Consider the following 21348-nt stretch of genomic DNA (forward strand, 5'->3'; position numbering starts at 1 on the left):
CGGTCCAGCACGGCACCGGTACGGGCCGGGCGCGGCGACCTGTAGACCCGGGCCTCCCACTATTCAGCCCTCCGGTCGGTGCTCCCACCCCCGGTCCGTGCGGGTCAGCTCGTGGAATCCGGCGCCGGTCAGCCGCTCGATCGCTGCCGTGGCGTCGGAGGACTCGTACGCGAACAGCCGCCGCACTCCCGAGAACCGGAGCCAGTGGGCGGCCTGGGCGAGGAGCCAGTCCTCCAGGCCGTCCACCGGGTGCTCGACGTGGAAGTTGCCGATGTCGGCGATGCCGCCGCTGCGGGCATGACGTTCGGGGCGGTCCAGGGCGGTGTCGACCTCGATGAAGCCGAGGGCGCGCCCGTCGGCGCGGGCCGTGAAACGCGTGCCGCACTCGCCCAGGGTGCGGTCGGCGCAGACGCCCGGCAGGGTCCGGGGCGACGGCAGATCGGCCACGTCGGCGATCAGGATGACCTCCGTGTCGCCGGTGTGCCGGAAGCCGGCCCGTTCGTACGCGGAGCGGATGTGCGGCCAGGGCCGGGGCAGGCCGTAGACGACGGGCGCGGGCAGGGCGCCGTCGGCATAGCGGACGCGGACGTTCCAGCGGGCGAGCTGGGCCAGGCAGGCCGCCATGAGGAGATCGGCGGCCTCGTCGGAGTCCGGCCAGAAGGAGGCGGGCGGATGGCAGACGAACCAGTCGATCTCGCCGGCGTCCCGGAAGCTCTCGCCGACCTCGGTGTCGGCGCGGTAGCGCAGCAGATGCGCGCCGGCGACCACGTACCGGCGCTGCTCGGCGACGAGCGTGACCCGCTCGGCCACCCACGGGTCGGTGATGAACTCGTCCGGCTGCCGTGTCATGCCGCTGAGCACGGTGTTCACGGAGACGGAGACACCGGGGACGACGGCGGCGACATGGGCGTTCACAAGTTCGGTGAGCTGGTCGCGGTCGTCGCGGTGGAAGGGGCGCACCTTGAGCGCGGACATGCGGGGACCTCCGGGTCGGTGAGCGTGAGGAGGCCGCCATGAGGTGCGGTACGCGGGCGAGAGTACGCCTCGCCGGGCGGTCCCGCCACGGGGTTTTCCGTCGGCTGGCCGGGGTCGCGACCCGGGTTTAGCGTGCGAGGAGGGGGCGCTCCCGCCGCCCTCCCAGCGCGCTGCCGTCGGAGAGTGGGCGTCGGAAAGAAGGTTGGCCATGAAGCTGGACAAGCCGGTACCCGGCGGGCCCTGCTGGACCGAACTGGGGACCAGCGATCTGGAGGCGGCCAAGCGGTATTACGCCGAGGTCTTCGGCTGGCGCCCGGAGACCGACCCGCGCCCGGAGGCGGGCGGCTACACCCTCGCGCACCTGGGCGACGCGCCCGTCGCCGCCCTGACCCCCCTGTTCCAGGAGTCGCAGCCCGTCGCCTGGAACGTGTCGTTCGCCGTGCCCGACACGGACGCCACCGTGCGGGCGGTACGGGACGCGGGCGGCGTGGTCGTCCTCGAGCCGATGGACGTGTTCGACCTGGGCCGCTTCGCGGTGGTGGCCGACCCGGGCGGCGCGGTCTTCCAGCTCTGGCAGGCGCGCGCCTTCCCCGGCGCGGGCCTGTTCAACGCCCCCGGCTCGCTCGGCTGGGTCGAGCTGATGACGCGCGACCCCGAGGCGGTGACCGCCTTCTACACGACGGTGTTCGGCTGGAGTGTCAACGCCTCCGAGTTCTATACGCAGTGGGGCATCGCCGGCGCCGACTTCGGCGGCATGGTGGAGATGGGCGACAAGTTCCCGCACGAGGTGCCGCCGCACTGGCTGCCGTACTTCGCCGTCGAGGACGTGGACGCCACCGCCGACGCGAGTACGCGGGCGGGCGGCGGCGAGCTCATGGAACCCACCTCGGTCCCGGAGGGCCCGCGTATCGCGGTGCTCCGGGACCCTCAGGGGGCGGTGTTCGGCATCCACCGGGCGGGCGAGGAGGGCTAGGGCGTTCCCTTCGCAATGTCCTGCCCGTGATTCGGGGCACTGGCAGCAGTGCGGACTGTCAGGCAGCCGCGCGTTCGCTGAAAGGGCGGCGGCGCAGGCTCGCGGTTTCCAGGGCGGGAGGCATGTACTCCTGGTCGAGCGCGCCGACATCGGTGCCGGGCGGGACGATCTCGTCGATCCGGCCCAGGATGTCGTCGCCGAGGACGACGTCGAGGCCGGCGAGGAGGTCGTCGAGGTGGTCCATCGTGCGCGGCCCGATGATGGCGCTGGTGACGCCTGGGTGAGCGATGGTGAACGCCGTGGCGAGGTGGGTCATCGGCATGCCCGCTTCCTCGGCGAGGGGAATGAGCTGTTCGACGACGTCGATGCGGCGCTCGTCGTTGAGGTGCTTGAGGAAGCCCGCGCGGCGCAGGCCGCTCTCCTGGTTCTTGCGGACGCGGCCGGTGAGCAGCCCCTGAGCGAGCGGCCCCCACACCAAGGTGCCCATGCCGTACCGCTGGGCGACGGGCAGGACCTCGCGCTCGACGCCACGGTTGAGGATGGAGTAGTGCGGCTGCTCGGTGCGGAAGCGCTCCAGATTCCGGCGCTCTGCGACCCACTGCGCCTCGACGATGTCGGAGGCCGGGGTCGTGGAGGAGCCGATGGCGCGGACCTTTCCGCCGCGGATCAGGTCCGTGAGTGCGGAGAGGGTTTCCTCGACGTCGGTCGCGGGGTCGATGCGGTGGATCTGGTAGAGGTCGATGTGGTCGGTCTGCAGGCGGCGTAGCGAGTTCTCGACCGCGGTCATGATCCAGCGCCGGGAGGTGCCCTGCTGGTTGGGGTCCTCGCCCATCGGGCGGCTCACCTTGGTGGTCAGGACGACGTTGTCGCGGCGCCCTTTGAGCGCTTTGCCGACGACTTCCTCGGAGTCGCCGTAGGCGTCGGCGGTGTCGACGAAGTTGATGCCGGCGTCCAGCGCCTTGTGGATGACGCGGATCGAGTCGTCGTGGTCGGCGTTGCCGATGGCCGAGGCGAACATCAGCGTGCCGAGGGCGTACGGGCTGACCTTGATGCCGGTGCGGCCCAGAGTGCGGTACTGCATGGGGTCCCTCCTGGGTTGTGGAAGAGCACCCGCGGGATGCCCTACCCTGCAGCTAAGCGGAAAGCCTTTCCGGAACTATACGGAAAGGCTTTCCGGTTATGCAAACTGGAGGGATCATGACCGAGAAGACAGGGCCGCCCGGGGCGCCCCGCCGCATGCGCGCGGACGCACAGCGCAACGTGGACGCCCTGATCAAGGCTGCAAGAGCCGTCTTCGACACATCCGGCGTCGACGCACCCGCCAAGGAGATCGCCGACCTGGCCGGCGTCGGCGTCGGGACGCTTTACCGGCACTTCCCGCTGCGCTCAGACCTGGTCAAGGCGGTGGTGGAGAGCGGGATCGACGCCTGCGCAGCGGCAGGACCGCAGCTCAGCGCCGTCCACGAGCCGGGAGAGGCGCTCGCCGAGTGGCTGCGCCAGTACACCGAGTTCCTGGGGACCAAACGAGGACTGGCCCCGGCCCTCCATTCGGGCGATCCGGCCTACGAGGCTCTGCCCGGCTACTTCCTGGAGAAGGTCGGCCCCGCTCTCACGGCACTGCTCGACACCGCGGCAGCCGACGGAGCGGTTCGCGACGACGTCAGCGCCCATGACCTGCTGTACGCCATCGCCAACCTGTGCATGCCCGTACCCGGCGAAGGACCCGAGTACAACCAGCGCATGGTCGCTCTGCTCATCGATGGGCTGCGCACGCCGCACCAGGGCGTTTCGTCCGGCGACTGAGGCAGCACTCGACGGTGTTGCGTTGCTCGTAGGCGTCGCGGTCGAGGCGTGCGGTCTACCTCCGAGGGCATGGTTGTGCGGCCCGCCGGCCGGAGCCCCTGTTGACGGGCCCCGGCCTGCGTGCTGGTGGGCGCGGACGATGGTGGACTCCACCGTCACGACCCGTGCCGTCGACGGCCCACTTCCGCAGCCGCTTGTGAACGCCCCGTCAGGCGAGCGGGGTCACCGTCACCTGGTCGATGACCGGGGCGTACGGGGAGCGCTGCTGGTACTGGTTCGAGGTGTCGCCGTCGAAGTCGGGCAGTTCGTCGGCGGTGAAGGTCAGCGTGTTGGTCCCTTTCTTCAGTGTCACGGGCACGGTGAGGTCCCAGAAGTTGTTGAAGTGGAGGGTGGTGGGGAAGAGCACGCGCCGCGGTTTCGTCCCGTTGACGGAGATGTCCGCGTGGCGGCAGACCGGGTCCGGGTTGTAGTGCGTGGCCGGGGGCTGTTCTCCGTTGGAGTAGCGGATGGTCAGGGCGTGGCGACCGCCGCGTGCGGCCGTGACGGTCAGGGCGAGGGCGTTCTGTGTGCCCTTCCCGACGGCGTCGACCGCCTTGCCGCCGGTGGCGAAGGGGTATGCGGCGACCTTGGCCGCGCCCGTCAGGGTGCCCTCCTCGGCCGCGTACACCGTGCTCTTCAGGTGTCCGCGCGACGGGCCGACCCGCAGCCGGTCCAGGACCAGACGGGCCGACGTCCCGGTTACGGTGATCTTGTTGATGCCGCCGGCCAGGAAGAGCGGGACACTGCCGCGCTCGATCCGGCCCACCTTCTCGCCGTTGACGGTCAACGAACCTTCTCCCGCGCCGAGTTGATCGACCGTCACCGAGGCCTCGCCGTCGGCGGCCGCGTGCACCCAGAAGGTTGCCGTGCCCCCGCGGGGCAGCACCACGGCTCCCGGACCGGAGGCCCCGCGGTGCGCGTAGCCGACGCGGGCCCCGCCGCCGAGGGTCGCGTACTCGGCCTCGTAGAGCGCGGGCGCGGTCACGTGTTCGTCGCGCAGTGCCAGGTCGATCTTGTCGATGATGGCGTCGCCCTTGGTGACGCCGAGGTCGGGGTCCTTCGCGGCGAGGGTGATGGTGTGCTTGCCCGCCGTGAGGCGCACCTGTGTGTCGGTGTGTCCCCACACCACCCACTTGTAGCCGAGCGGCAGCCGCAACTCCTGCGGATCCTTGCCGTCCACACGCAGGAAGACGTTCGTCGGCCCCTGTTCCTTCACCAGGTCGTACTGGTTGTAGGAGTTGGCGAAGACGCTCAGGTCGTACGTGCCGTCCTGCGGGACCTCGACGGCGAAGGCGAGGACGCCGTCCGAACCGGTGCGCAGACCGCCGACGTTGTAGCCGCCGGAGGTCGCGAACTTGCCCACGTCGGACGGTGATCCTTCGGGCCCGTTCTTGGAGTAACCGCCGCCCGTGTACGTCGCGTTCTCGGCCTCGTACGACTTCCGCCAGCCCACCGAGGGCGGCGCCGCGGCCGCGCCCTTGCCACCCGGCGAGAGGATGACCTGGTAGGCCGACATCTCGTTCAGGTCGGTCAGCGACAGGGTCACCTTGCCGTCCCGGACGGGCAGTTCGAGGCTCCGGAGTCGCAACGGCTGGGCGGACGCGCCGACCTGGCCGGTCCAGGGGATCTCCTGGAGGGTCGCGTGGACGGCGGTGCCGAGGACGTCCGCGTGCTCGAAGACGACGTCCGCCGCGCCGCCCTGGCCGCCGAAGAGCGCCCGGCATTGGCGCTTGTCCGTGTCGAGTGTCGCGATGCCCTGCAGCGTGTACTGCACATTGGGGTGCGGGGCCGTGACCTGGACCGTGTGCCCGGTCATCTGCCCGTAGGCGTTGAACAGCCACCACTGGCCGTTGCCCTTGTTCGCCTCCACCGCCGAGTCGTTGAGGTTCCCGTCGATGTTCCAGTACGCCATGTCGGCGTCGATCTTCGACTCCTCGATGGCGGACATCCACTGGACGACCTGGCCCGGCACGGAGAGGTGGTAGTTGTGCGCGTACTCGTTGATGTTGATGGGAAGCGGGTCGATCCCCACGTCCTTCTCCATCTGGCGGTACTTGGCGACGTTCGTACGGATCTCCGCGGGCGAGGACAGCTCGTGCCACGTCATCACGTCGGGCAGCACACCGTTGGCCTTGGCGAACTCGAGGAAGCCCTTCACCTCGGCGTACAGGATGCTGGTGTTGGGGCCGGCGATGCGGGCGTCCGGGTCGAGGCCCTTGATCAGGTGGTAGACGTCCTGCCAGGCCGCGAAGTAGTGGGTGGGGTCCGTGCGCCAGGAGACCTTGTTGTAGCTCCACTCCCCCGTGCCGAACATGTTCCCCTCGGGCTCGTTGAAGGGGACGTACACGACATGGGACTTGTACGCGCCCATGGTCAGGACCTGCTTGACCTGCTTCTCGATCTTCGTCTTGAAGTCGGCGAGCCGCTCCTCGCCGGTGGCGCCGGGCCACTGGTAGGGGAAGCCTCGGTAGATGTCGGTCATGTAGATGTAGACGTCCTTGCCGCCCGAGTCCACGAAGGACGGCAGGACTTCGAGGGCGTCGGCGCCGGGGTGCTGGGTGCCGTCCTGGGCCTTGGTCGAGACCGTGCGCACGTGCATGCCCTCGACGATGTTGCGGCTCGGGACGCCGTCCCCGTACAGGCCGTAGAGCGTGCCGCTCGCGCCGCCGTGGAAGGCGCCGGTGTCGGTGCCCAGGTCGATGGTGAGCTTCTCCACCTCGGCGTCGGGTTCGGCTGCCACGGCATCGGTTCCCTTCATGGACGGCACAGTCACGGCGAGTGCGGTGGCCGTGGCACCGATGGTGAACGTTCTTCTTCGCATCACTCGGTCTCCTTGAGGGGGAGGTCGGTTCCGTGCGTGGTGAAGACCGGGATGCGCTCGATCGGCGCCTCGACGGTGAGGGTCCGGCCGCCCTCGTGGTCGCGGCCGGTCCAGGCATCGGTCCAGGTGCGGCCCGCGGGCACATACACCTCGCGACCGCGTGCGCCCGGTTCCGTGACGGGCGCGACGAGGATGTCGGGGCCGAACAGGAACTGGTCCTCGATGCCCCAACTCGCCTCGTCCTGCGGGAAGTCGACGAAGAGCGGACGCATGAGGGGCGTGCCCTCGGCCGACGCGATCCGCAGGTGCTCGTGGATGTAGGGGCTCGGGGGCGTGGCCGGTGGCGTCGGCATACCGTCCGTACCCCACGCCTCGGCGCGCAGCACCTCGTGCCGGTGCCGCACCTCCAGGGCGTCGTCGAGCACACGGAAGACAGGCATGGATCTCCTTGGGCACAGGGTGAGTTGAGAGCAGGGGTCAGGACTTGACGCTGCCGGCGGTCAGCCCGCCGACGATGTACCGCTGGAGCATCGCGAAGACGCACACGACGGGCACGCTGACCAGGGTGGCGGCGGCCATGAGCGGCCCCCAGTCGGTGCCGGTCTGGCCGACGAAGGTGTTGAGCAGCACGGTCACCGGCTGCACCTTCGGATCGCTGTTGAGGGTGATGCCGAAGACGAACTCGCCCCAGCCGAGCAGGAAGGAGAAACCGCCGACCGCGATCAGACCCGGCCGCATCACGGGCAGCACGATCCGCCACAGCACGCCCGGCAGCCCGCAGCCGTCCACCAGTGCCGCCTCCTCGACCTCGGCGGGCATGGCGCGCACGAGTGGCCGCAGCACGATCACCGCGAAGGGCAGGGTGAGGGTGGTGTCCGCGATCACCAGGCCGATCAGGGTGTTGTTCAGCTCCGCCTGCCGCAGCACGATGAACAGTGGCGCGGCCAGCACGATGCTCGGCAGCAGCTGTGCCACCAGCAGCGACAGGACCATCGCGCCGGAGCCGCGCATCCGGATCCGGGCGACCGCGTACGTCAGGGGCACCGCGAGGACCAGGGTCAGGGCCACCACGCCCAGCGAGATGACGACGCTGTTGAGTAGCGCCTGGCCGATCATCGGCTTGTCGAGCGCCCGTGCGTAGCTGTCTCCGGTCGGCGGCGACGGGATCCACTGCGGCGGCGAGGTCAGCACCTGGTCGGGCTTCTTCAGCGAGGTGGCGATCATCCAGTACAGCGGCAGCAGGAAGAACGCCGTGATGGCGCCCGCGACGAGCGTGAGCAGCCAGGGCCGCTTGGTGTCGGTCATGCGGCGGCTCCTTCCCTGCGCAGACGGCGTACGTAGACGATCGCGACGAGCAGCGGGACGATCAGCAGCAGCGTGCCCGCCGCCGCGCCCCGGCCGAGTTGGAACAGCTTGAAGGCGACCTGGTACACGTACAGCGGAAGGACGGTCGTGGAGTCCACCGGTCCGCCGCCGGTCAGCACGAAGACCAGGTCGAAGACCTTGAAGGTGTAGATCAGGCCGAGCAGCAGGACCGCGGCGGAGACCGGGCGCATCAGCGGGACCGTGATGTGCCGCAGCCGCTGCCAGGGCCCGGCGCCGTCGATGGCGGCGGCCTCGTACAGGGTCGCGTCGATGGACTGCAGGCCGACCAGGAGCAGCAGCATGTTGAAGGGCACGCCCACCCAGATGTTGGCGGCGATGACACCGGGCAGGGCGGTGCTCGGGTCGGTGAGCCAGTTGTGGGCGAGCGAGTCGAGGCCGATGGCGCGCAGGAGTTCGTTGTACGCGCCCGCGTCGGCGTCGAGCATCCAGCGGAACAGGGTGCCGCTGACGATCGGCGGCAGCAGCCAGGCCACCAGCATCAGCGAGCGGAAGAGCCCCGCGAGCGGGAACCGCTTCACGAACAGCAGCGCCAGGGCGAAGCCGATGGTGAACTGGAAGACCAGCGAGCCGGCCGTGAAGAGCAGCGAGACGCGGGTCGCGTGCCAGAAGGCGGACTCCGAGACCACCGAGTCGTAGTTGTCGACGCCGCTGAACTGCCAGTCCCCGGTGATGAGATCACCGATCGCGACATCGTGGACGGACGTCCAGAAGTTGTAGGCGAGCGGGAAGAGCATGGTCGCGCCGAGGAACAGCAGGGCCGGCGTCGACATCGCGTAGCCGGCCCGGGTGCGGCGTGCCGCGAGGGAACGTCCGTGCTGCTCCGCGCCGGTCTTCGCCACCCCCTTGACCGGCTCGCGGGCTTTCACCTGAAGGCTCATCCCGGGTCCTACTTCTGCAGCTTGGGAGTGATGGCGGAGGCCGCCTTCCGTGCGGCGGACTGCGGGCTGGAGCTGCCGGTGAGGGCCGCCTGGAGGGCCTCGGCCATCGCCTGTGACATCTGCGGGTAGTTGGGGCCGTAGGAGCGCGGGCGCGCCGTGCCGAACTCCTTCACGAACACCTTCAGCGTGGGGTCGCTGGCCCACTTGCCCGCGTCGGCCATGTCGGAGCGGGCGGGCAGCAGTCCGAGCCCGTCGAGGTACTTGGCGAGGACCGTCTTCTCCTGGCTGCGCTTGATGACCTCCCAGCACTGGTCGGCCTTGCCGCTGGTCTTGAGGATCACCCAGTTCTCACCGCCGAGGCAGCTCGCCGGCTCCTTGTCCACCGGGATCGGGACGACGCCCCACTTGACCTTCGTCTGCCCCTGCAGGGCGGGCAGCTGCCAGGGGCCGTTGATCTGCATGGCCGCGCGTCCGGACACGAACTGGTTGTTGGCGTCCTGCTGTGTCCAGCCGACGCACTGCTTCGACAGCGAGCCCGCGTCGACCAGTTCCTTGAGGAAGGCGAGCGCGGTGGCGCCGTCGGTGGCGAAGGTGTCCAGGTCGCCGCCGGTGGACCACAGGAAGGGCTCGAACTGGAAGACGCCCTCCTCGGTCTTGACCGCACTCATGGCGAAGCCGAAGGTGTCGCCCTTGGTGAGCTTCTTCGCCGCCTCCGCAAGCTCGTCCCAGGTCTTCGGAGGCTCGACGCCCGCCGCCTCGAGCATCTCGGTGTTGTAGTACAGGCACAGGCAGTTGGAGTTGTTGGGTACGGAGTACGTCTTGCCGTCAATGACGCCGCTGTTCCACGGACCCTCGTAGTACGCGTCCGACTGGCCCCACTCCTTCACCCGGTCGGTGAGGTCGGTGAGGAGCCCCTGCGGGACGAAGGAGTTCATCGAGGTGTTGTCGACGATCGCGATGTCCGGGAGGTCACCGGAGGCGGCGCCCTTGATGATCGCGGGTTCCAGCTCCGCGAACGGGAACGCACGTCGGGTGATCTTGACGCCCACCTGCTTCTCGACGTCGGCGATGAGCGCCTTCATACCGGGCTGGCGGGCCTCCTCCACGAGGTAGTCCCACCAGACGAGGTCCTTCCCGCCGGACGAGCCGCTGTCCGAGCCGCCACAGGCGGTCAGCGGCCCCGCCAGACCTGCGGCGAGGAGACCGGAGCCCGATATCCGCAGGAACGAGCGTCGATCGAACCGGTTCGACATGTGCTTCTCCCAGGGTATGCGTGGGTCAACTGCGGGTCGGCGCCGGGCCCGTACTGGCCCGTGCGGTGAGGTCGGGGGCGAGGAGGTGCTGCCGGGGCGTCGTCGCGGGATCGGCGAGCCGGTCGAGGAGCAGGTCGACGGCGAGCCGCCCCATCACGTCGGAGGGGACGTCGGCGCCGGTCATCATGGGCGTGACCGACTCGGCCCAGCGGGCGGCCGCGATCCCGGTGACCGAGAAGTCGCCGGGCACCGAGCGGCCCGCCGCCGCAAGTCCCCGGTAGAGGCCCACCAGCGCGGCCTCGTTGAGGGCGACGAGCGCGGTCGTGCGCGGGTCGTGGTCGAGGATCTCGCGCACGACGGCTTCACCGGAGGCCGCGTCGTCGCCGCAGTGATGGATCTCCCCGACGAGTCCCGCCGCCTCGACGGCGGTCCGGAATCCGGCGAGGGCACGGTGCGCGACTTCGTATCCCGTGGTGAACAGTTCCCGCGGCCGGCTCACCAGGGCCAGGTGCCGGTGTCCGAGCCCCGCGAGATGCCGTACGCAGCGGGCGGTGAGCTCCTCGAAGTCCATGTCGACCCAGGGCAGGCCCTCGGCGCGCCCGGGTCTGCCCATGGTGACGAAGGGGAAGCCGGTCCCGCGGAGCCGCTCGACCCGCGAGTCCTCCAGCCGGATCTCCATCAGGATCGCGCCGTCCACCCGCCGCTCCCCCACCAGCCGCCGGAACGACGCGTCCTCGTCGTCGCCGCTGCGCGACAGCAGCACGTCGTGGTCGTGGGCGGCGGCCGCGTCGACCACGCCGTTGATGAAGTCCAGCTGCATGTCGGTGTAGCGGCGGCCGGCCGTCGGGAAGACCAGGCCGAGCGTGCGGGTGCGGCCGTGCGCCAGGGCGCGGGCGCTGGCGTTCGGCAGGAAGCCGTGCTCGTCGATGACCTCCTGGATGCGCAGCCGCGTCCGCTCGGAGATGGGCCGCTTGCCGCTGAGCGCATACGAGACGGTGCTGCGGGAGACGCCCGCGAGGCGGGCGATCTCACCGATGTTGACCGATGCGCCCGTGCTGACCGGAGTGTGCGCGTTGACCGGCGTGCCTGCGCTGCCCGGCGCGCCTGCACTGACCGGCACGGAGTGGCTGTCGGCGGGATCATCGAACCGGTTCGACACTGCGGCCACGCCTCCTCGACATCAAGGTCCGTTCGAGATTTCGCACATGCGCCGGTTTACCGAACCGGCGTGCCGAACGTAGGAGTGGCGTACGTCTCATGTCAACGGTCGGTAACCGCAAAGTTTCTGACGCGGCGGAAGAGACCGGTGACCCTCGGGCGAGGTCTCAACCGCGCGGGGCGCGCAGCCGGCCTTCCAGCTGGACCAGCAACTCGCCGAGCAGCGCCGCCAGTTCCCGCTGCCCGCCGCCGTCCAGTCCGGACAGGACCGCCGTCTCGTACGAGAGCTGCTCGGGCAGGATGCCGTCGACCAGGTCGCGTCCGGCGTCCGTGAGGCGCACATGGGCGACGCGGCGGTCGCGGGTGTCGCCGCGCCGCTCGACCAGGCCGCGCTCGGTCAGCTGCTTGAGCCGCTTGGTGACGGCGGCACCGGAGGAGAACGTCTCGCGGGCCAGCTCGCCGGGGGTCAGCTCGAGGCCGGTGCGGCGCAGGGCGCCGAGGAGGTCGAACTCGGGGCGGGTGAGACCGGCGTGGCGCAATGGCGCGTCCTCGGCCTGCTGGAGGAGCGCGGCACAGCGGTTGATACGGCCGATGATCTCCATGGGCCCGGTGTCCAGATCGGGGTGGACCGCCTGCCACTGCCGCACCACCGCGGCCAGGGTGTCCCCCGCGCTCGGCCGTCCGGCTGTGACGCCTCCGGCCGTCTCGCCACGGACCGGCCCGACACTGACCGTGTCCCCGCCGGCCGCCGTCCGCCCGTTCGCTGCCGTCATGCCCGTGCGCCCTCCAGAACGTGCAGTCCCTGCCGTCGTACCGTCGCCGCGAGCGTACGGTGTCCGCTCTGCTCGGCGAGCAGCACCCGCTCCTCCGGCAGGGCGCGCTGCCACCACTCGCCGGCTGCCGCGTCGGCCGTGGCACGCAGTTCGACGAGCGCGGCCGCCAGGTGCCGGCGGGCGGACTCGAGGGCGCCCGGGTCGGGGCGGTCGGCGGCGATCAGCCGCGCGGCGCGCTCACGGGCGCGTTCCATGGTGTCGAGGGCCTCCTCGACGCGGCCGCCGGCACGCCTGTTGGTGACCGCGATCGCCGCGACGAAGCCGACCAGCGCGCCGACGAACGTGTCCACGAGCCGGTCCGCCATCAGCGCGCCGGGCTGCCGGAAGCCCGTGAACTCGGTGATCAACAACGCCATCGGAGTCACACAGACGCTGCCGAGCCAGTAGTTGCGGCTCATCAGGGCCTCAGCACCGAAATTGAAGGCGAGGCAGCACAGCACAAGGGCGGCGGGGCCGAGGTGCGCGAGCGGAGCGACGGCCGCGAAGAGCAGGACACCGATGAGGTTGCCGACGACGCGCTGCACCCCGCGGCTCCAGGTCAGCGTGATGTTCGCCTGGTAGAGCGAGGCGGCGGTGACCAGGGCCCAGAACGGATGGCCGACACCGAGCGCCAGCGACACGTATCCGGCCAGGGCACAGCCGAGCGCGGTGCGCAGGGCGAGGGGGAGCAGCGGGCCGAGCCTGCGGGTCAACGGGCGTTCCCCCGCGGCCAGTTCGACCTCCACGCCGAGAAGTTCGTCGGCCGCCGAGGCCAGGGTGACGCGCGGCACAGGGCCGGTCCCGCGCAGTTCGCGCGCCCAGGAGCGCAGTCGTACGGCGTCCGTGTCGGTCGGGGCGGCGAGCGCGACCTCGGCCCGGACGACGAGCCGTTCGAGGGCGCGGCGCGGCTCGGAGCGGGGACCGGTGGCGAGCAGTGACTGCCAGGCGGCATGCACGGCGGCGGCCGCGGCGGCCCGGGCGCCCTCGTGGCCGGTGCCGGTGCCAGTAACACCGGCACCGGCACCGGTGGCGGTGACGCACGTCTCGGCGTACGCGGCGGCCGCCTTCAACGCGCGGGCCGTGGCGCGGCGCTCGGGACCGTGCGGCCGTACGAGGCCGGGCGCCATGCCGACGAGCCAGGCCCAGACGCCCGCCGCGGCGGTCAGGGCGAGATGGCCCGGGACCTGGCCGAACGTCTGCGGGGCGAAGAGGGAGGCCGAGCTGATGAAGGCGAAGATCACCGGACCGGGCGGACCGATGCGCGTCGCGTCGCAGAGCGCCTTCTGCGCGGCGGCGAGCAGTGCGCCGACCCCGACCAGGATCACGGCGGAGGACGTGAGTGACGCCGTGACCAGCGCGATCGCGACGGAGGCGAGCATGCCCAGCACGACCCAGGCGAGGGCCCGGGCGCGGGCGGCGTAAGGCAGGTTGTGGGCGTAGAGCGCGCAGAGCGACCCGGCCATCGTGTACATCGCGAGGTCCAGCCTGCCGAGCGCCAGCAGCGTCAGGTTCGGCACGCCCGTCGCGACGACCACGCTCAGCGCGGGCTTGAACCAGATGTCGGAGGGACGGCCGACCCGAAGGACCCCGGCGAGGGGCAGTCGGCGTACCGGGGTGGGGCTGGGCGCGGTACTGCTCATGGCAGAAGATTAGCAGGTGTTTTACTAGTAAAAAATATAGGGCCAAGCCTCCCATCTGCTGCGCACCCCGCACGCTCCCCGCGTACACCCTTGCGCTCGCTTGCGCTCCGCCCGTCCCGGGCATCTTTCGACCGGACTGTCCGAACCGTCGAGCGGGGAGGTGCGCGGTGCACGGACCGGCGTCGCCCGGCTGGCTGCTCGTCGCGCTGTGCGCGGCGACCGGGGCCTACTGTCTGCTGCGGATGCGCAGCACCGTCGAGGAGCAGCGCCGTACGGCGGGCGGTGAGGCGCTCATGGGGTTCGGCATGGCCGTGATGGCCGTGCCCGCGGCGGCGCTGGCGCCGCCCCGCTGGGCCTGGGCCGGCTACGCGGCCGTGTTCGGCGCGGCCGCGCTGCGCGCCCTGTGGTCGGCGCGGAGCAGCCCGCATCATCTGCACCATCTGGTGGGCGCGTCCGCGATGGTCTACATGGCGGCTGTGATGGCGAGCGGGGCGCACGCCGGGGTTCCCGCGCTGACAGGGGTGCTGCTCGCGTACTTCACGGCCTACGTGCTGTGGACCGGCTCACGGCTGGTGCCGGTCACCGTCGCCGGGCCCGGAGGGGGCGTGCGCACGGCCACCGGCTGGGGCGACCGGCTGGAGCTGGCACGCGCCTGCCGGCTTTCGATGGGTATCGGGATGCTGGCCATGCTTCTCACACTCTGAACGGATGTTTCTCACGTTCTGAACCGCGACCTCTCACCGCCCCCGAGCCGCGGCTGCTCAGCTCGGAGCCGGGTTTACGAAACCGTGGTCTGCGTCACTTGCCGCGACAGCCCGTATCCTCCGGCGGCGCCCCGCTCATAAGCTGCACCCATGATGGTCCCCGCGGCACTGCTGCTGCTCGGCGCCCTGGCCGCCGTGCTCGCTCCGCGGCTGCTCGCCCGAACGGACTGGCAGGACCGCGAACCGGTGGTCGCCCTCTGGGTGTGGCAGTGCGTGGTGATGGCCGTTCTGCTGTGCTGCGCGCTGTCGATGACACTCAGCGCGGCCGCCGCCTGGCAGGCGGTCCGCGGCCATGTCTTCGCCCCCGCCCCGCACGCCGTCGTGGAGGCCTACGCGCTCACCGAAGGGCCCTGGGCCGCCACGACCGCCGTGACACTCGCGCTCGGCGGCGTGTGGAGCGCGGCCATGCTGGTCCGCGAGATCGTCCGGGCCCGGACCCGGCGCCGCCGGCGACGGGCCGAACTCCTCGTACGCGCCCCGCTGTTGCCCGGCGAGGAGCCCAGCGGCGATCGTCTGGTCGTCCTGGAGGCCGAGCGTGCGGACGCCTGGTGGCTGCCCGGAACCACGCCCCAACTCGTCATCACCACGGCCGCGTTGCGCCGCCTCAAGGGCAGGCAGCTGGACGCCGTGCTCGCCCATGAGCAGGGGCACGCGCGGGCCCGGCACGACTGGCTGCTGCACTCCTCGGCCGCGCTGGCCAACGGTTTCCCGCAGGTCCCGGTGTTCGCAGCGTTCCGCGACGAGATGCACCGGCTGGTCGAACTCGCCGCCGACGACATGGCGTCGCGCCGCTTCGGCCGGCTGACCATCGCCCTCGCGCTGGTCGAACTCAACGAGGACCGGGGCGTGTTCGGCCCCTGCCCCACCCCGCAGGCCCATGTCCCGCAGCGCGTCCACCGGCTGCTCACGCCCCCGGACCGCCTCACGCCCTCCCGCCGGCTGCGGCTCACGGCGGCCGCCGCGCTGGTGCCGGTGATCCCGGTCCTGGTGACCTTCGTGCCGGGTCTGCGAGCGCTCGGGTAGCCGACTTCACAGCGGACCGGACGCCCCCCGGTTCGCCTCCGGCCCCTTCGGTCGGCGAGGATCAATACATGCACTCCTCGTCCGTCGACTCGCCGCCCCGCACATCAGGCCCCGGGATCGCCGCACGCGTGGCGGGGGCTCTCGCCCTTCCCTCGGTGCTGCTGCTCGTCCTGGTCGCGGTGTCCTGGAACCCGCTCATGGACCTCGACGGCGACATCGCCCGCACCACCCACCGCTGGGCGGTCGACGACCCCGACACCACACAGGCGTCCCGCATCCTCACGGACTGGGTGTGGGACCCGTGGACGATGCGCGCCCTGTGCGCCGCCGCCGTGCTCTGGCTGGTGCTGCGCCACTCGGCATGGTGGCTCGCCCTGTGGCTGACGGCCACATGTGCGCTCGGCACACTGTTCCAGCAGGGGCTCAAAGCCGCGATCGACCGGGACCGTCCCGTCTGGCCCGACCCCGTCGACTCCGCCCACTACTCGGCCTTCCCCTCCGGCCACGCCATGACGGCCGTGGTCGTGTGCGGCCTGCTGCTCTGGCTCCTGCACCTGTACGGCGCCGGACGCGTTCTGTGGCGTATCGCGGTCGCCCTCGCGGTCGTGTCCGTCGTCGGTGTCGGCCTGACCCGCGTCTGGCTGGGCGTGCACTGGACGTCGGACGTGCTCGGCGGCTGGCTCCTGGGGGCGCTGGCGGTGGCGCTGGCGGTGGCTTCGTACCAGAGGTTCCACGGGTCCACCGAGCTGCGCTGACGGCACCGCCGGCCCGGGTACCACTTCCATTTACCGACAGGCCACCTGAAGCCTCTGCGGCAGCCGCGCGTTGGACAGAGCCGCCGGTAAAGTCCAGCGCATGGCTGCCGTGTTGTTCGACTTCTCCGGAACTCTCTTCCGTATCGAATCCACCGAGTCCTGGCTGCGCGCGGTGCTGGCCGACGCCGAAGTCTCCCTCTCCGAGAAGGAGTTGGTCCGGGCAGCGAAGGAGCTCGAGACGGTGGGCGCGCTGCCGGGCGGTGCCTTCCCGTCGGGTCCTGTGCCCGACGACGTGGCCCCGCTGTGGGGCGTCCGCGACCAGAGCGCCGAGCTGCACCGGGCCGCGTACACCGGCGTCTCCCGCCAGGTGGCGCTTCCCGATCCGGGGCTGCACGACAAGCTGTACGACCGCCACACGACCCCGGCCGCCTGGCGCCCGTACCCCGACGCGGCCGAGGTGCTGGGCGCGCTGCGCGAGCGCGGTGTCGCCGTCGGCGTGGTCAGCAACATCGGCTGGGACCTGCGGCCCGTGTTCCGGGAGCACGGCCTCGACCCGTACATCGGCGCGTACGTCCTGTCGTACGAGCATGGCGTCCAGAAGCCGGACACCCGGCTGTTCGCGACCGCCTGCGAGGCGCTCGGGGCCGACCCGCGGGACACGCTGATGGTCGGCGACGACCGGCGCGCGGACGGCGGCGCGGCCGCCCTGGGCTGCGGGGTGCACTTCGTCGACCATCTGCCGGTTGCCGAGCGGCCGGACGGGCTGCGGCCCGTACTGGGCCTGGTCGGCTGAGGACCGGGCCCGCCGGCCCGGAAGTGCGCCCCCTCAGCCCTGGTAGCCCTCGACCTCAGCCCTGGTAGCCCTCGACCTGCGACGGCGGGCGTACGCGTGCCTCGTCCGGGTTCTCGCCGAACTCGGACTTCGCGCGCCGCTGGCGCAGCAGGTCCCAGCACTGGTCGAGCGCGCGTTCCAACTCCCGGAGCTGTTCCTGCTCGGTCGCGCTGTCGATCTGTCCGGACGCGAGGGCGTCGCGGAGCCTGCGCTCGTCGTCGACCATCGTCGTGATCCTGGCCAGAATCTGCTCTTGGTCCATGTCTGTACGCCTCCTAGGCACTCGAGCCCACTGTAAGGAGGCGGCGACGGCTCGGCGACAGCGCCTAAGCGGTCTCGGGGCGGCGTGGGGGCGTGCCTCACTTCCCCGAGACCGCTTGGTCAGCTCCGGACGGCCGCGAGCCGGCGCGGGCGGCTGTACAGCGCGGCCCGGAGCGGTGGTCCCAGGATCCTGCGTACGTCCGCCGCGCCGAGCGCCGTGGCCGGCCCCAGCGGGTTCAGGTACCGCGTGAAGATGAGCCCCCCGATCACGGTGACGGCGGCGACGGCCCGCTCGGTGGCGTCAGAGCCGCCCAGGAACTCGGCGATACGGCCGACGACCTCGCGCTCCAGGAACTCCCGGAACACCCGCATGACGTCCTCGTCCCGCATCGACGCCGCGTCGAGCCGCGCCATGGCCCCGCCGTCCTCCCACAGGGAGGTGACGGCGTCGAGGAGCCGGTCGGCGACGCCCTCCGGGTCGCCCTCCAGGGCCTTGGCGATCAGCAGCGACTGCCCGCACCGCAAATTCATCGCCTCGCCGAACAGGCCCTGCTTCGAGCCGAAGTGATAGCTGATGAGCGCGGCGTCGACGTCGGCCGCCGCGGCCACGGCCCGCAGGGTGGTGCCCTGGTAACCCTGGTCCAGGAACAGCTCACGGGCGGCCGTGGCGATGCGCGCCTTGGTGGGTGGGTTGCCGCGCGGGCGGCCACGGGTTTTATTCATCAGCGTTGAATATCCGGTGGGTGCGACGGCAGTGTCAAGGCGACGCGGCAACCGAGTCCACGGAGAGTGATGTCACGCGTATCGCCGTCTTCGGAGCGGGCGGTCCCACCGGCCGACAGCTCGTCCAGCAGGCCCTGGCGGCCGGGCATGAGGTCACTGCGGTGACCCGCCGCCCGCCGGGCTTCGCACCCCAGGCCGGGCTGACCGTCACCGGCGTCGACGCCACCGACGCGGACGCCGTCGAGGAGGTGGTCGCCGGCCACGAGGCGGTCCTGTCGGCGCTGGGTGTCGCGCCCGGTCGCGGGCCTGTGTCGCTCTATTCGGCCGCCGCAGGGAACATCGTCGCGGGCATGGCGGCGCACGGCGTGAAGCGGCTGATCGTGGTCAGCTCCAGCGTCCTCGATCCCGGGTGGCGCCCCAGCGGCGCCTTCTTCTTCAACAACGTGCTGGATCCGTACGTGAACCGGGTGATCGCCCGCAGCGCGCACGAGGACATGCGCCGCATGGAGGCGCTGATCCGGGAGACCACGCTGGACTGGACATTCGCCCGCCCGTCGGGCCTGTTCGACCACCCGGCGGCCACCCGCTACGAACTCGCCGAGAACAGCGCCGACGGTGTGTTCACCGCCCGGGCCGACCTCGCCGCGAGCATGCTGCGCGAACTGACCGAGGGCGCGTACGTGCACCGGGCGATGGGGGTCGTCACGACGGACGTGCGACCGAGCGTTCCACGGCTGATCTGGCGCGAGGCGACACGGAAGCGGTAGGCGGTCGGCGATGGCCACCGACAGGGCCCGCTTCGAGAACGTGAGCGCCTTCGGGATCATGAACCCGATGTGGGCCCGCGCAACGGTTCAACCGGCACAGCCCCTGGTCACTGGGCTGAAACCACCCGCCCGGGACGATCCCCCGCGTCGCCCCGAGCGGGCAGCAGCCCGGAGATGATCCCTCACGGGAGACTCACCGGACGTCTGAGTATAGTTGGCTGGCAGCCAGTCAACGCAGGAGTACAGGATGTCCCCTCGCAGCGCCGCGGTCAATGAAGAGTTGCGGCGGCGTTCCCGCGAGAGGCTTCTGCAGGCGGCGCTCGAGCTGGTCAGCGAGCGCGGTTACGAGGCCACAACCCTGGGCGACATCGCCGACCGAGCGGGCTCGGCCCGTGGCCTCGTCTCGTACTACTTCCCGGGCAAACGCCAGCTCGTGCAGTCGGCCGTGCACCGGCTGATGCACCGCACGCTGGAGGAGGCGCTGGAGCGCGAGCCGCGCACCGAGGACGGCCAGGAGCGCATGGCGCGGGCCATCGACGCCATCCTCGGCCTCGCCCGGGACCACCCCGTGCTGATGCGCCAGCACATGGCGGGCATCCTGCAGGGCGAGGGGTTCATGCAGTGCGCGGAGCAGCAGCGCCTGGCGGAACTGCTCAGCGACACCATGGCCCGCTACGGCTCACCGGACACGGCTGCCGACTACCCGATGCTGCGCGCGCTGCTGATGGGTTCGGTGTACGCGGCGCTGGTGCCCGGAGTCCCGATGCCCGTGCCGGCTCTGCGGGCCGAGCTGTTCCGGCGCTACGGGCTCGACTGGGAGCGGGGTGTCCCGCCGGATACCGAGGCACCCGGCGGGACGTATCACGAGGACCTCTCACGGTTCTTCGCTCCCGAGGGCCCGGAGCAGAATGGTGAGCAGAGCCGTGAGGCGGACGCGGCCGGTCGGACCGCTCAGTCGAAGTAGTCCGCTCAGTCGAAGTAGTCCGGCTGCGTCTGGACGTTCAGCTCGCTCAGACGGGTCCACCTCGCCGGGTCCGTACGACGGTCGCTGATCTTCAGGACGTCGAAGCCCTTGGCCATGTCGTTCGAGTAGATGTAGCCGTTGTAGTAGTACGCCGACCAGGAGCCGCCGACCGTGAGCTTGTCGGTGGTCAGCGGGCCGCGCTCGAAGTAGGCGATCTCCTTGGGCTTCGAGGAGTCGGTGAAGTCCCAGACGGAGACGCCGCCCTGATACCAGGCCTGGACCATGATGTCCTTGCCCTTGACCGGGATCAGCGAGCCGTTGTGGGCGACGCAGTTCTCGGTGTCCGCCTGGTGGCGCGAGATCTTGAAGTAGCTCTTGAAGACGAGCTTGCGCTTGTCGCCCTTGCCGACGATGTCGTAGATGCCGTCGGCGCCGCGGTTCGGGCCGATGGCCGCGTTGCAGGTGGCGCCCACGCCACCGCCCAACTCATCGGTGAACACGACCTTGTTGGCCTTCTGGTTGAAGGTCGCCGAGTGCCAGAACGCGAAGTTGACGTTGTCCTGGACCTGGTCGATGACCTTCGGGTTCTCCGGGTCCTTGATGGAGAACAGGATGCCGTCGCCCATGCAGGCGCCCGCCGCGAGGTCCTTGGAGGGCAGCACGGTGATGTCGTGGCAGCCGGTGGTCTTGGAGACACCGGGGTTGGTGGGCGCGCCCGGGTTGCCGCCGCCGTCCGGTCCCGCACCGGGGAAGAGGACGGGGAAGTTCACAACTGCCGCCTTCTCGGGGGCCTTTCGCGGCACCTTGATGACCGAGATGCCGTCGTGCGGCGGCTGGCAGTCGGGGAACGTGGTGCTCGGCGAGTACGAGGAGACGTAGATGTAGACGTTCCTGCGCTCCGGCACCAGCGTGTGGGTGTGCGAGCCGCATGCGGTCTCGACGGCGGCGACGTACTTGGGGTTCTTCTTGTCGCTGATGTCGAAGACCTTCATGCCCTCCCACGAGGACTTCTCGGTCGCGGGCTGCGAGGTGCTGCTGCAGGAGTCGTCACTGCGCGAGGAGTCGGTGGAGAGGAAGAGCAGGTTACCGGAGACGGAGATGTCGTTCTGCGAGCCCGGGCAGAGCACCTGGGAGACCGTCTTCGGGGCCTTCGGGTTGCTGATGTCGAGGATGCGGAAGCCGTCGTAGTTGCCGGCGAACGCGTACCTGCCCTGGAAGGCAAGATCCGAATTGGTGCCGGGCAGCGCGTCCTTGGGGATGTTCGCGAGGTGCTGGATGTTGTCCGAGTGGACGATCTCGTCCTGGCCGGGTATCTCGCCGCTCGCGATCGCCGCCCTCGCCTCGGCCGCCTCACTCTTGGAGACCTTCTGCGAAGTGGTCGGCGAGTCCCCGGGGTCTGGGGTCGCGACCGCCGGACCGGCCGTCAGCAGGGCGGCCAGGAGGCCCGCCGCGGTGGCGGCAACTCCGAGACGTCTGCGCCGTGTTCGGTGGGTGTTCAACAGGGTCACTGCGTCCTCCCTT

Annotated in this window: 21 protein-coding genes; 8 read left to right on the forward strand and 13 right to left on the reverse strand. The window is 70.7% G+C overall.

Annotated features, from left to right (window positions below; genetic code table 11):
* Positions 1 to 63: 63 nt before the first annotated feature.
* A complete protein-coding gene (locus GAS53_RS14520; protein WP_151477954.1) occupies positions 64 to 975 on the reverse strand; it encodes an N-acetyltransferase in 912 nt (303 codons plus the stop codon).
* Between the two features lie 208 nt (positions 976 to 1183).
* Here GAS53_RS14520 and GAS53_RS14525 point away from each other — a divergent pair, with 208 nt between their 5' ends.
* Entirely contained in the window at positions 1184 to 1948 is a 765-nt protein-coding gene (locus tag GAS53_RS14525) for a VOC family protein (protein WP_151477955.1), read from the forward strand.
* Between the two features lie 58 nt (positions 1949 to 2006).
* Here GAS53_RS14525 and GAS53_RS14530 read toward each other — a convergent pair whose 3' ends face one another.
* Entirely contained in the window at positions 2007 to 3029 is a 1023-nt protein-coding gene (locus tag GAS53_RS14530) for an aldo/keto reductase (RefSeq protein WP_151477956.1), read from the reverse strand.
* Between the two features lie 116 nt (positions 3030 to 3145).
* Here GAS53_RS14530 and GAS53_RS14535 point away from each other — a divergent pair, with 116 nt between their 5' ends.
* Positions 3146 to 3751: a TetR/AcrR family transcriptional regulator gene (locus GAS53_RS14535; RefSeq protein WP_225858916.1), complete on the forward strand. Its 606-nt coding sequence runs from the start codon at positions 3146 to 3148 to the stop codon at positions 3749 to 3751.
* Positions 3752 to 3959: 208 nt separating this feature from the next.
* On the opposite strand, the gene GAS53_RS14540 is transcribed toward GAS53_RS14535, so the two are convergent.
* The 8 genes from GAS53_RS14540 to GAS53_RS14575 form a co-directional block, all read right to left on the reverse strand.
* Complete coding sequence (locus GAS53_RS14540) at positions 3960 to 6611, reverse strand: cellulosome protein (protein WP_404829222.1); 2652 nt, start codon at positions 6609 to 6611, stop codon at positions 3960 to 3962.
* Entirely contained in the window at positions 6611 to 7051 is a 441-nt protein-coding gene (locus GAS53_RS14545) for an alpha-amylase family protein (protein WP_151477957.1), read from the reverse strand. The genes GAS53_RS14540 and GAS53_RS14545 overlap by 1 nt, the downstream gene beginning before the upstream one ends.
* A 37-nt stretch (positions 7052 to 7088) precedes the next feature.
* Entirely contained in the window at positions 7089 to 7916 is an 828-nt protein-coding gene (locus GAS53_RS14550) for a carbohydrate ABC transporter permease (protein ID WP_151477958.1), read from the reverse strand.
* Positions 7913 to 8875 (reverse strand): carbohydrate ABC transporter permease, encoded by a 963-nt coding sequence (locus GAS53_RS14555; protein WP_151477959.1) that lies wholly within the window; start codon positions 8873 to 8875, stop codon positions 7913 to 7915. Before GAS53_RS14555 ends, GAS53_RS14550 begins: the two co-directional genes overlap by 4 nt.
* An 8-nt stretch (positions 8876 to 8883) precedes the next feature.
* Positions 8884 to 10128, reverse strand: a complete 1245-nt coding sequence (locus GAS53_RS14560; protein ID WP_151477960.1) for a sugar ABC transporter substrate-binding protein — start codon at positions 10126 to 10128, stop codon at positions 8884 to 8886.
* Between the two features lie 25 nt (positions 10129 to 10153).
* Positions 10154 to 11164, reverse strand: coding sequence for a LacI family DNA-binding transcriptional regulator (locus GAS53_RS14565; RefSeq protein WP_225858921.1), 1011 nt, complete (start codon positions 11162 to 11164; stop codon positions 10154 to 10156).
* 289 nt (positions 11165 to 11453) lie between these two features.
* Positions 11454 to 12059, reverse strand: coding sequence for a MarR family winged helix-turn-helix transcriptional regulator (locus GAS53_RS14570; protein WP_151477961.1), 606 nt, complete (start codon positions 12057 to 12059; stop codon positions 11454 to 11456).
* Positions 12056 to 13738 carry an FUSC family protein gene (locus GAS53_RS14575; RefSeq protein ID WP_151477962.1) on the reverse strand — a complete coding sequence of 561 codons (1683 nt, stop codon included), beginning with the start codon at positions 13736 to 13738 and terminating at the stop codon, positions 12056 to 12058. Before GAS53_RS14575 ends, GAS53_RS14570 begins: the two co-directional genes overlap by 4 nt.
* A gap of 167 nt (positions 13739 to 13905) precedes the next feature.
* Between GAS53_RS14575 and GAS53_RS14580 the strand changes: the two genes are divergently transcribed.
* The 4 genes from GAS53_RS14580 (at position 13906) to GAS53_RS14595 (ending at position 17073) form a co-directional block, all read left to right on the forward strand.
* Complete coding sequence (locus GAS53_RS14580) at positions 13906 to 14442, forward strand: DUF5134 domain-containing protein (protein WP_151477963.1); 537 nt, start codon at positions 13906 to 13908, stop codon at positions 14440 to 14442.
* A 150-nt stretch (positions 14443 to 14592) separates the two neighbouring features.
* Positions 14593 to 15525, forward strand: a complete 933-nt coding sequence (locus GAS53_RS14585; protein ID WP_151477964.1) for a M56 family metallopeptidase — start codon at positions 14593 to 14595, stop codon at positions 15523 to 15525.
* 68 nt (positions 15526 to 15593) lie between these two features.
* Entirely contained in the window at positions 15594 to 16280 is a 687-nt protein-coding gene (locus tag GAS53_RS14590) for a phosphatase PAP2 family protein (RefSeq protein WP_151477965.1), read from the forward strand.
* Between the two features lie 100 nt (positions 16281 to 16380).
* On the forward strand, positions 16381 to 17073 hold the full coding sequence (locus GAS53_RS14595; protein ID WP_151477966.1) for an HAD family hydrolase: 693 nt from the start codon (positions 16381 to 16383) through the stop codon (positions 17071 to 17073).
* Positions 17074 to 17128: 55 nt separating this feature from the next.
* Here GAS53_RS14595 and GAS53_RS14600 read toward each other — a convergent pair whose 3' ends face one another.
* Both GAS53_RS14600 and GAS53_RS14605 read right to left on the reverse strand, forming a co-directional pair.
* Entirely contained in the window at positions 17129 to 17374 is a 246-nt protein-coding gene (locus GAS53_RS14600) for a DUF2630 family protein (RefSeq protein WP_151477967.1), read from the reverse strand.
* A gap of 119 nt (positions 17375 to 17493) precedes the next feature.
* Positions 17494 to 18096, reverse strand: coding sequence for a TetR/AcrR family transcriptional regulator (locus tag GAS53_RS14605; protein ID WP_151477968.1), 603 nt, complete (start codon positions 18094 to 18096; stop codon positions 17494 to 17496).
* 20 nt (positions 18097 to 18116) lie between these two features.
* Between GAS53_RS14605 and GAS53_RS14610 the strand changes: the two genes are divergently transcribed.
* Positions 18117 to 18863, forward strand: coding sequence for an NAD(P)-dependent oxidoreductase (locus tag GAS53_RS14610; RefSeq protein ID WP_151477969.1), 747 nt, complete (start codon positions 18117 to 18119; stop codon positions 18861 to 18863).
* Positions 18864 to 19110: 247 nt separating this feature from the next.
* Positions 19111 to 19827 carry a TetR/AcrR family transcriptional regulator gene (locus tag GAS53_RS14615; RefSeq protein ID WP_151477970.1) on the forward strand — a complete coding sequence of 239 codons (717 nt, stop codon included), beginning with the start codon at positions 19111 to 19113 and terminating at the stop codon, positions 19825 to 19827.
* A 5-nt stretch (positions 19828 to 19832) separates the two neighbouring features.
* Here the strand turns inward: GAS53_RS14615 and GAS53_RS14620 are convergent, their stop codons facing one another.
* Entirely contained in the window at positions 19833 to 21335 is a 1503-nt protein-coding gene (locus tag GAS53_RS14620) for an LVIVD repeat-containing protein (protein ID WP_151477971.1), read from the reverse strand.
* Positions 21336 to 21348: the final 13 nt, after the last annotated feature.

Source organism: Streptomyces albicerus, from assembly GCF_008905045.1.
GTDB classification, from domain to species: Bacteria; Actinomycetota; Actinomycetes; order Streptomycetales; family Streptomycetaceae; genus Streptomyces; species Streptomyces albicerus.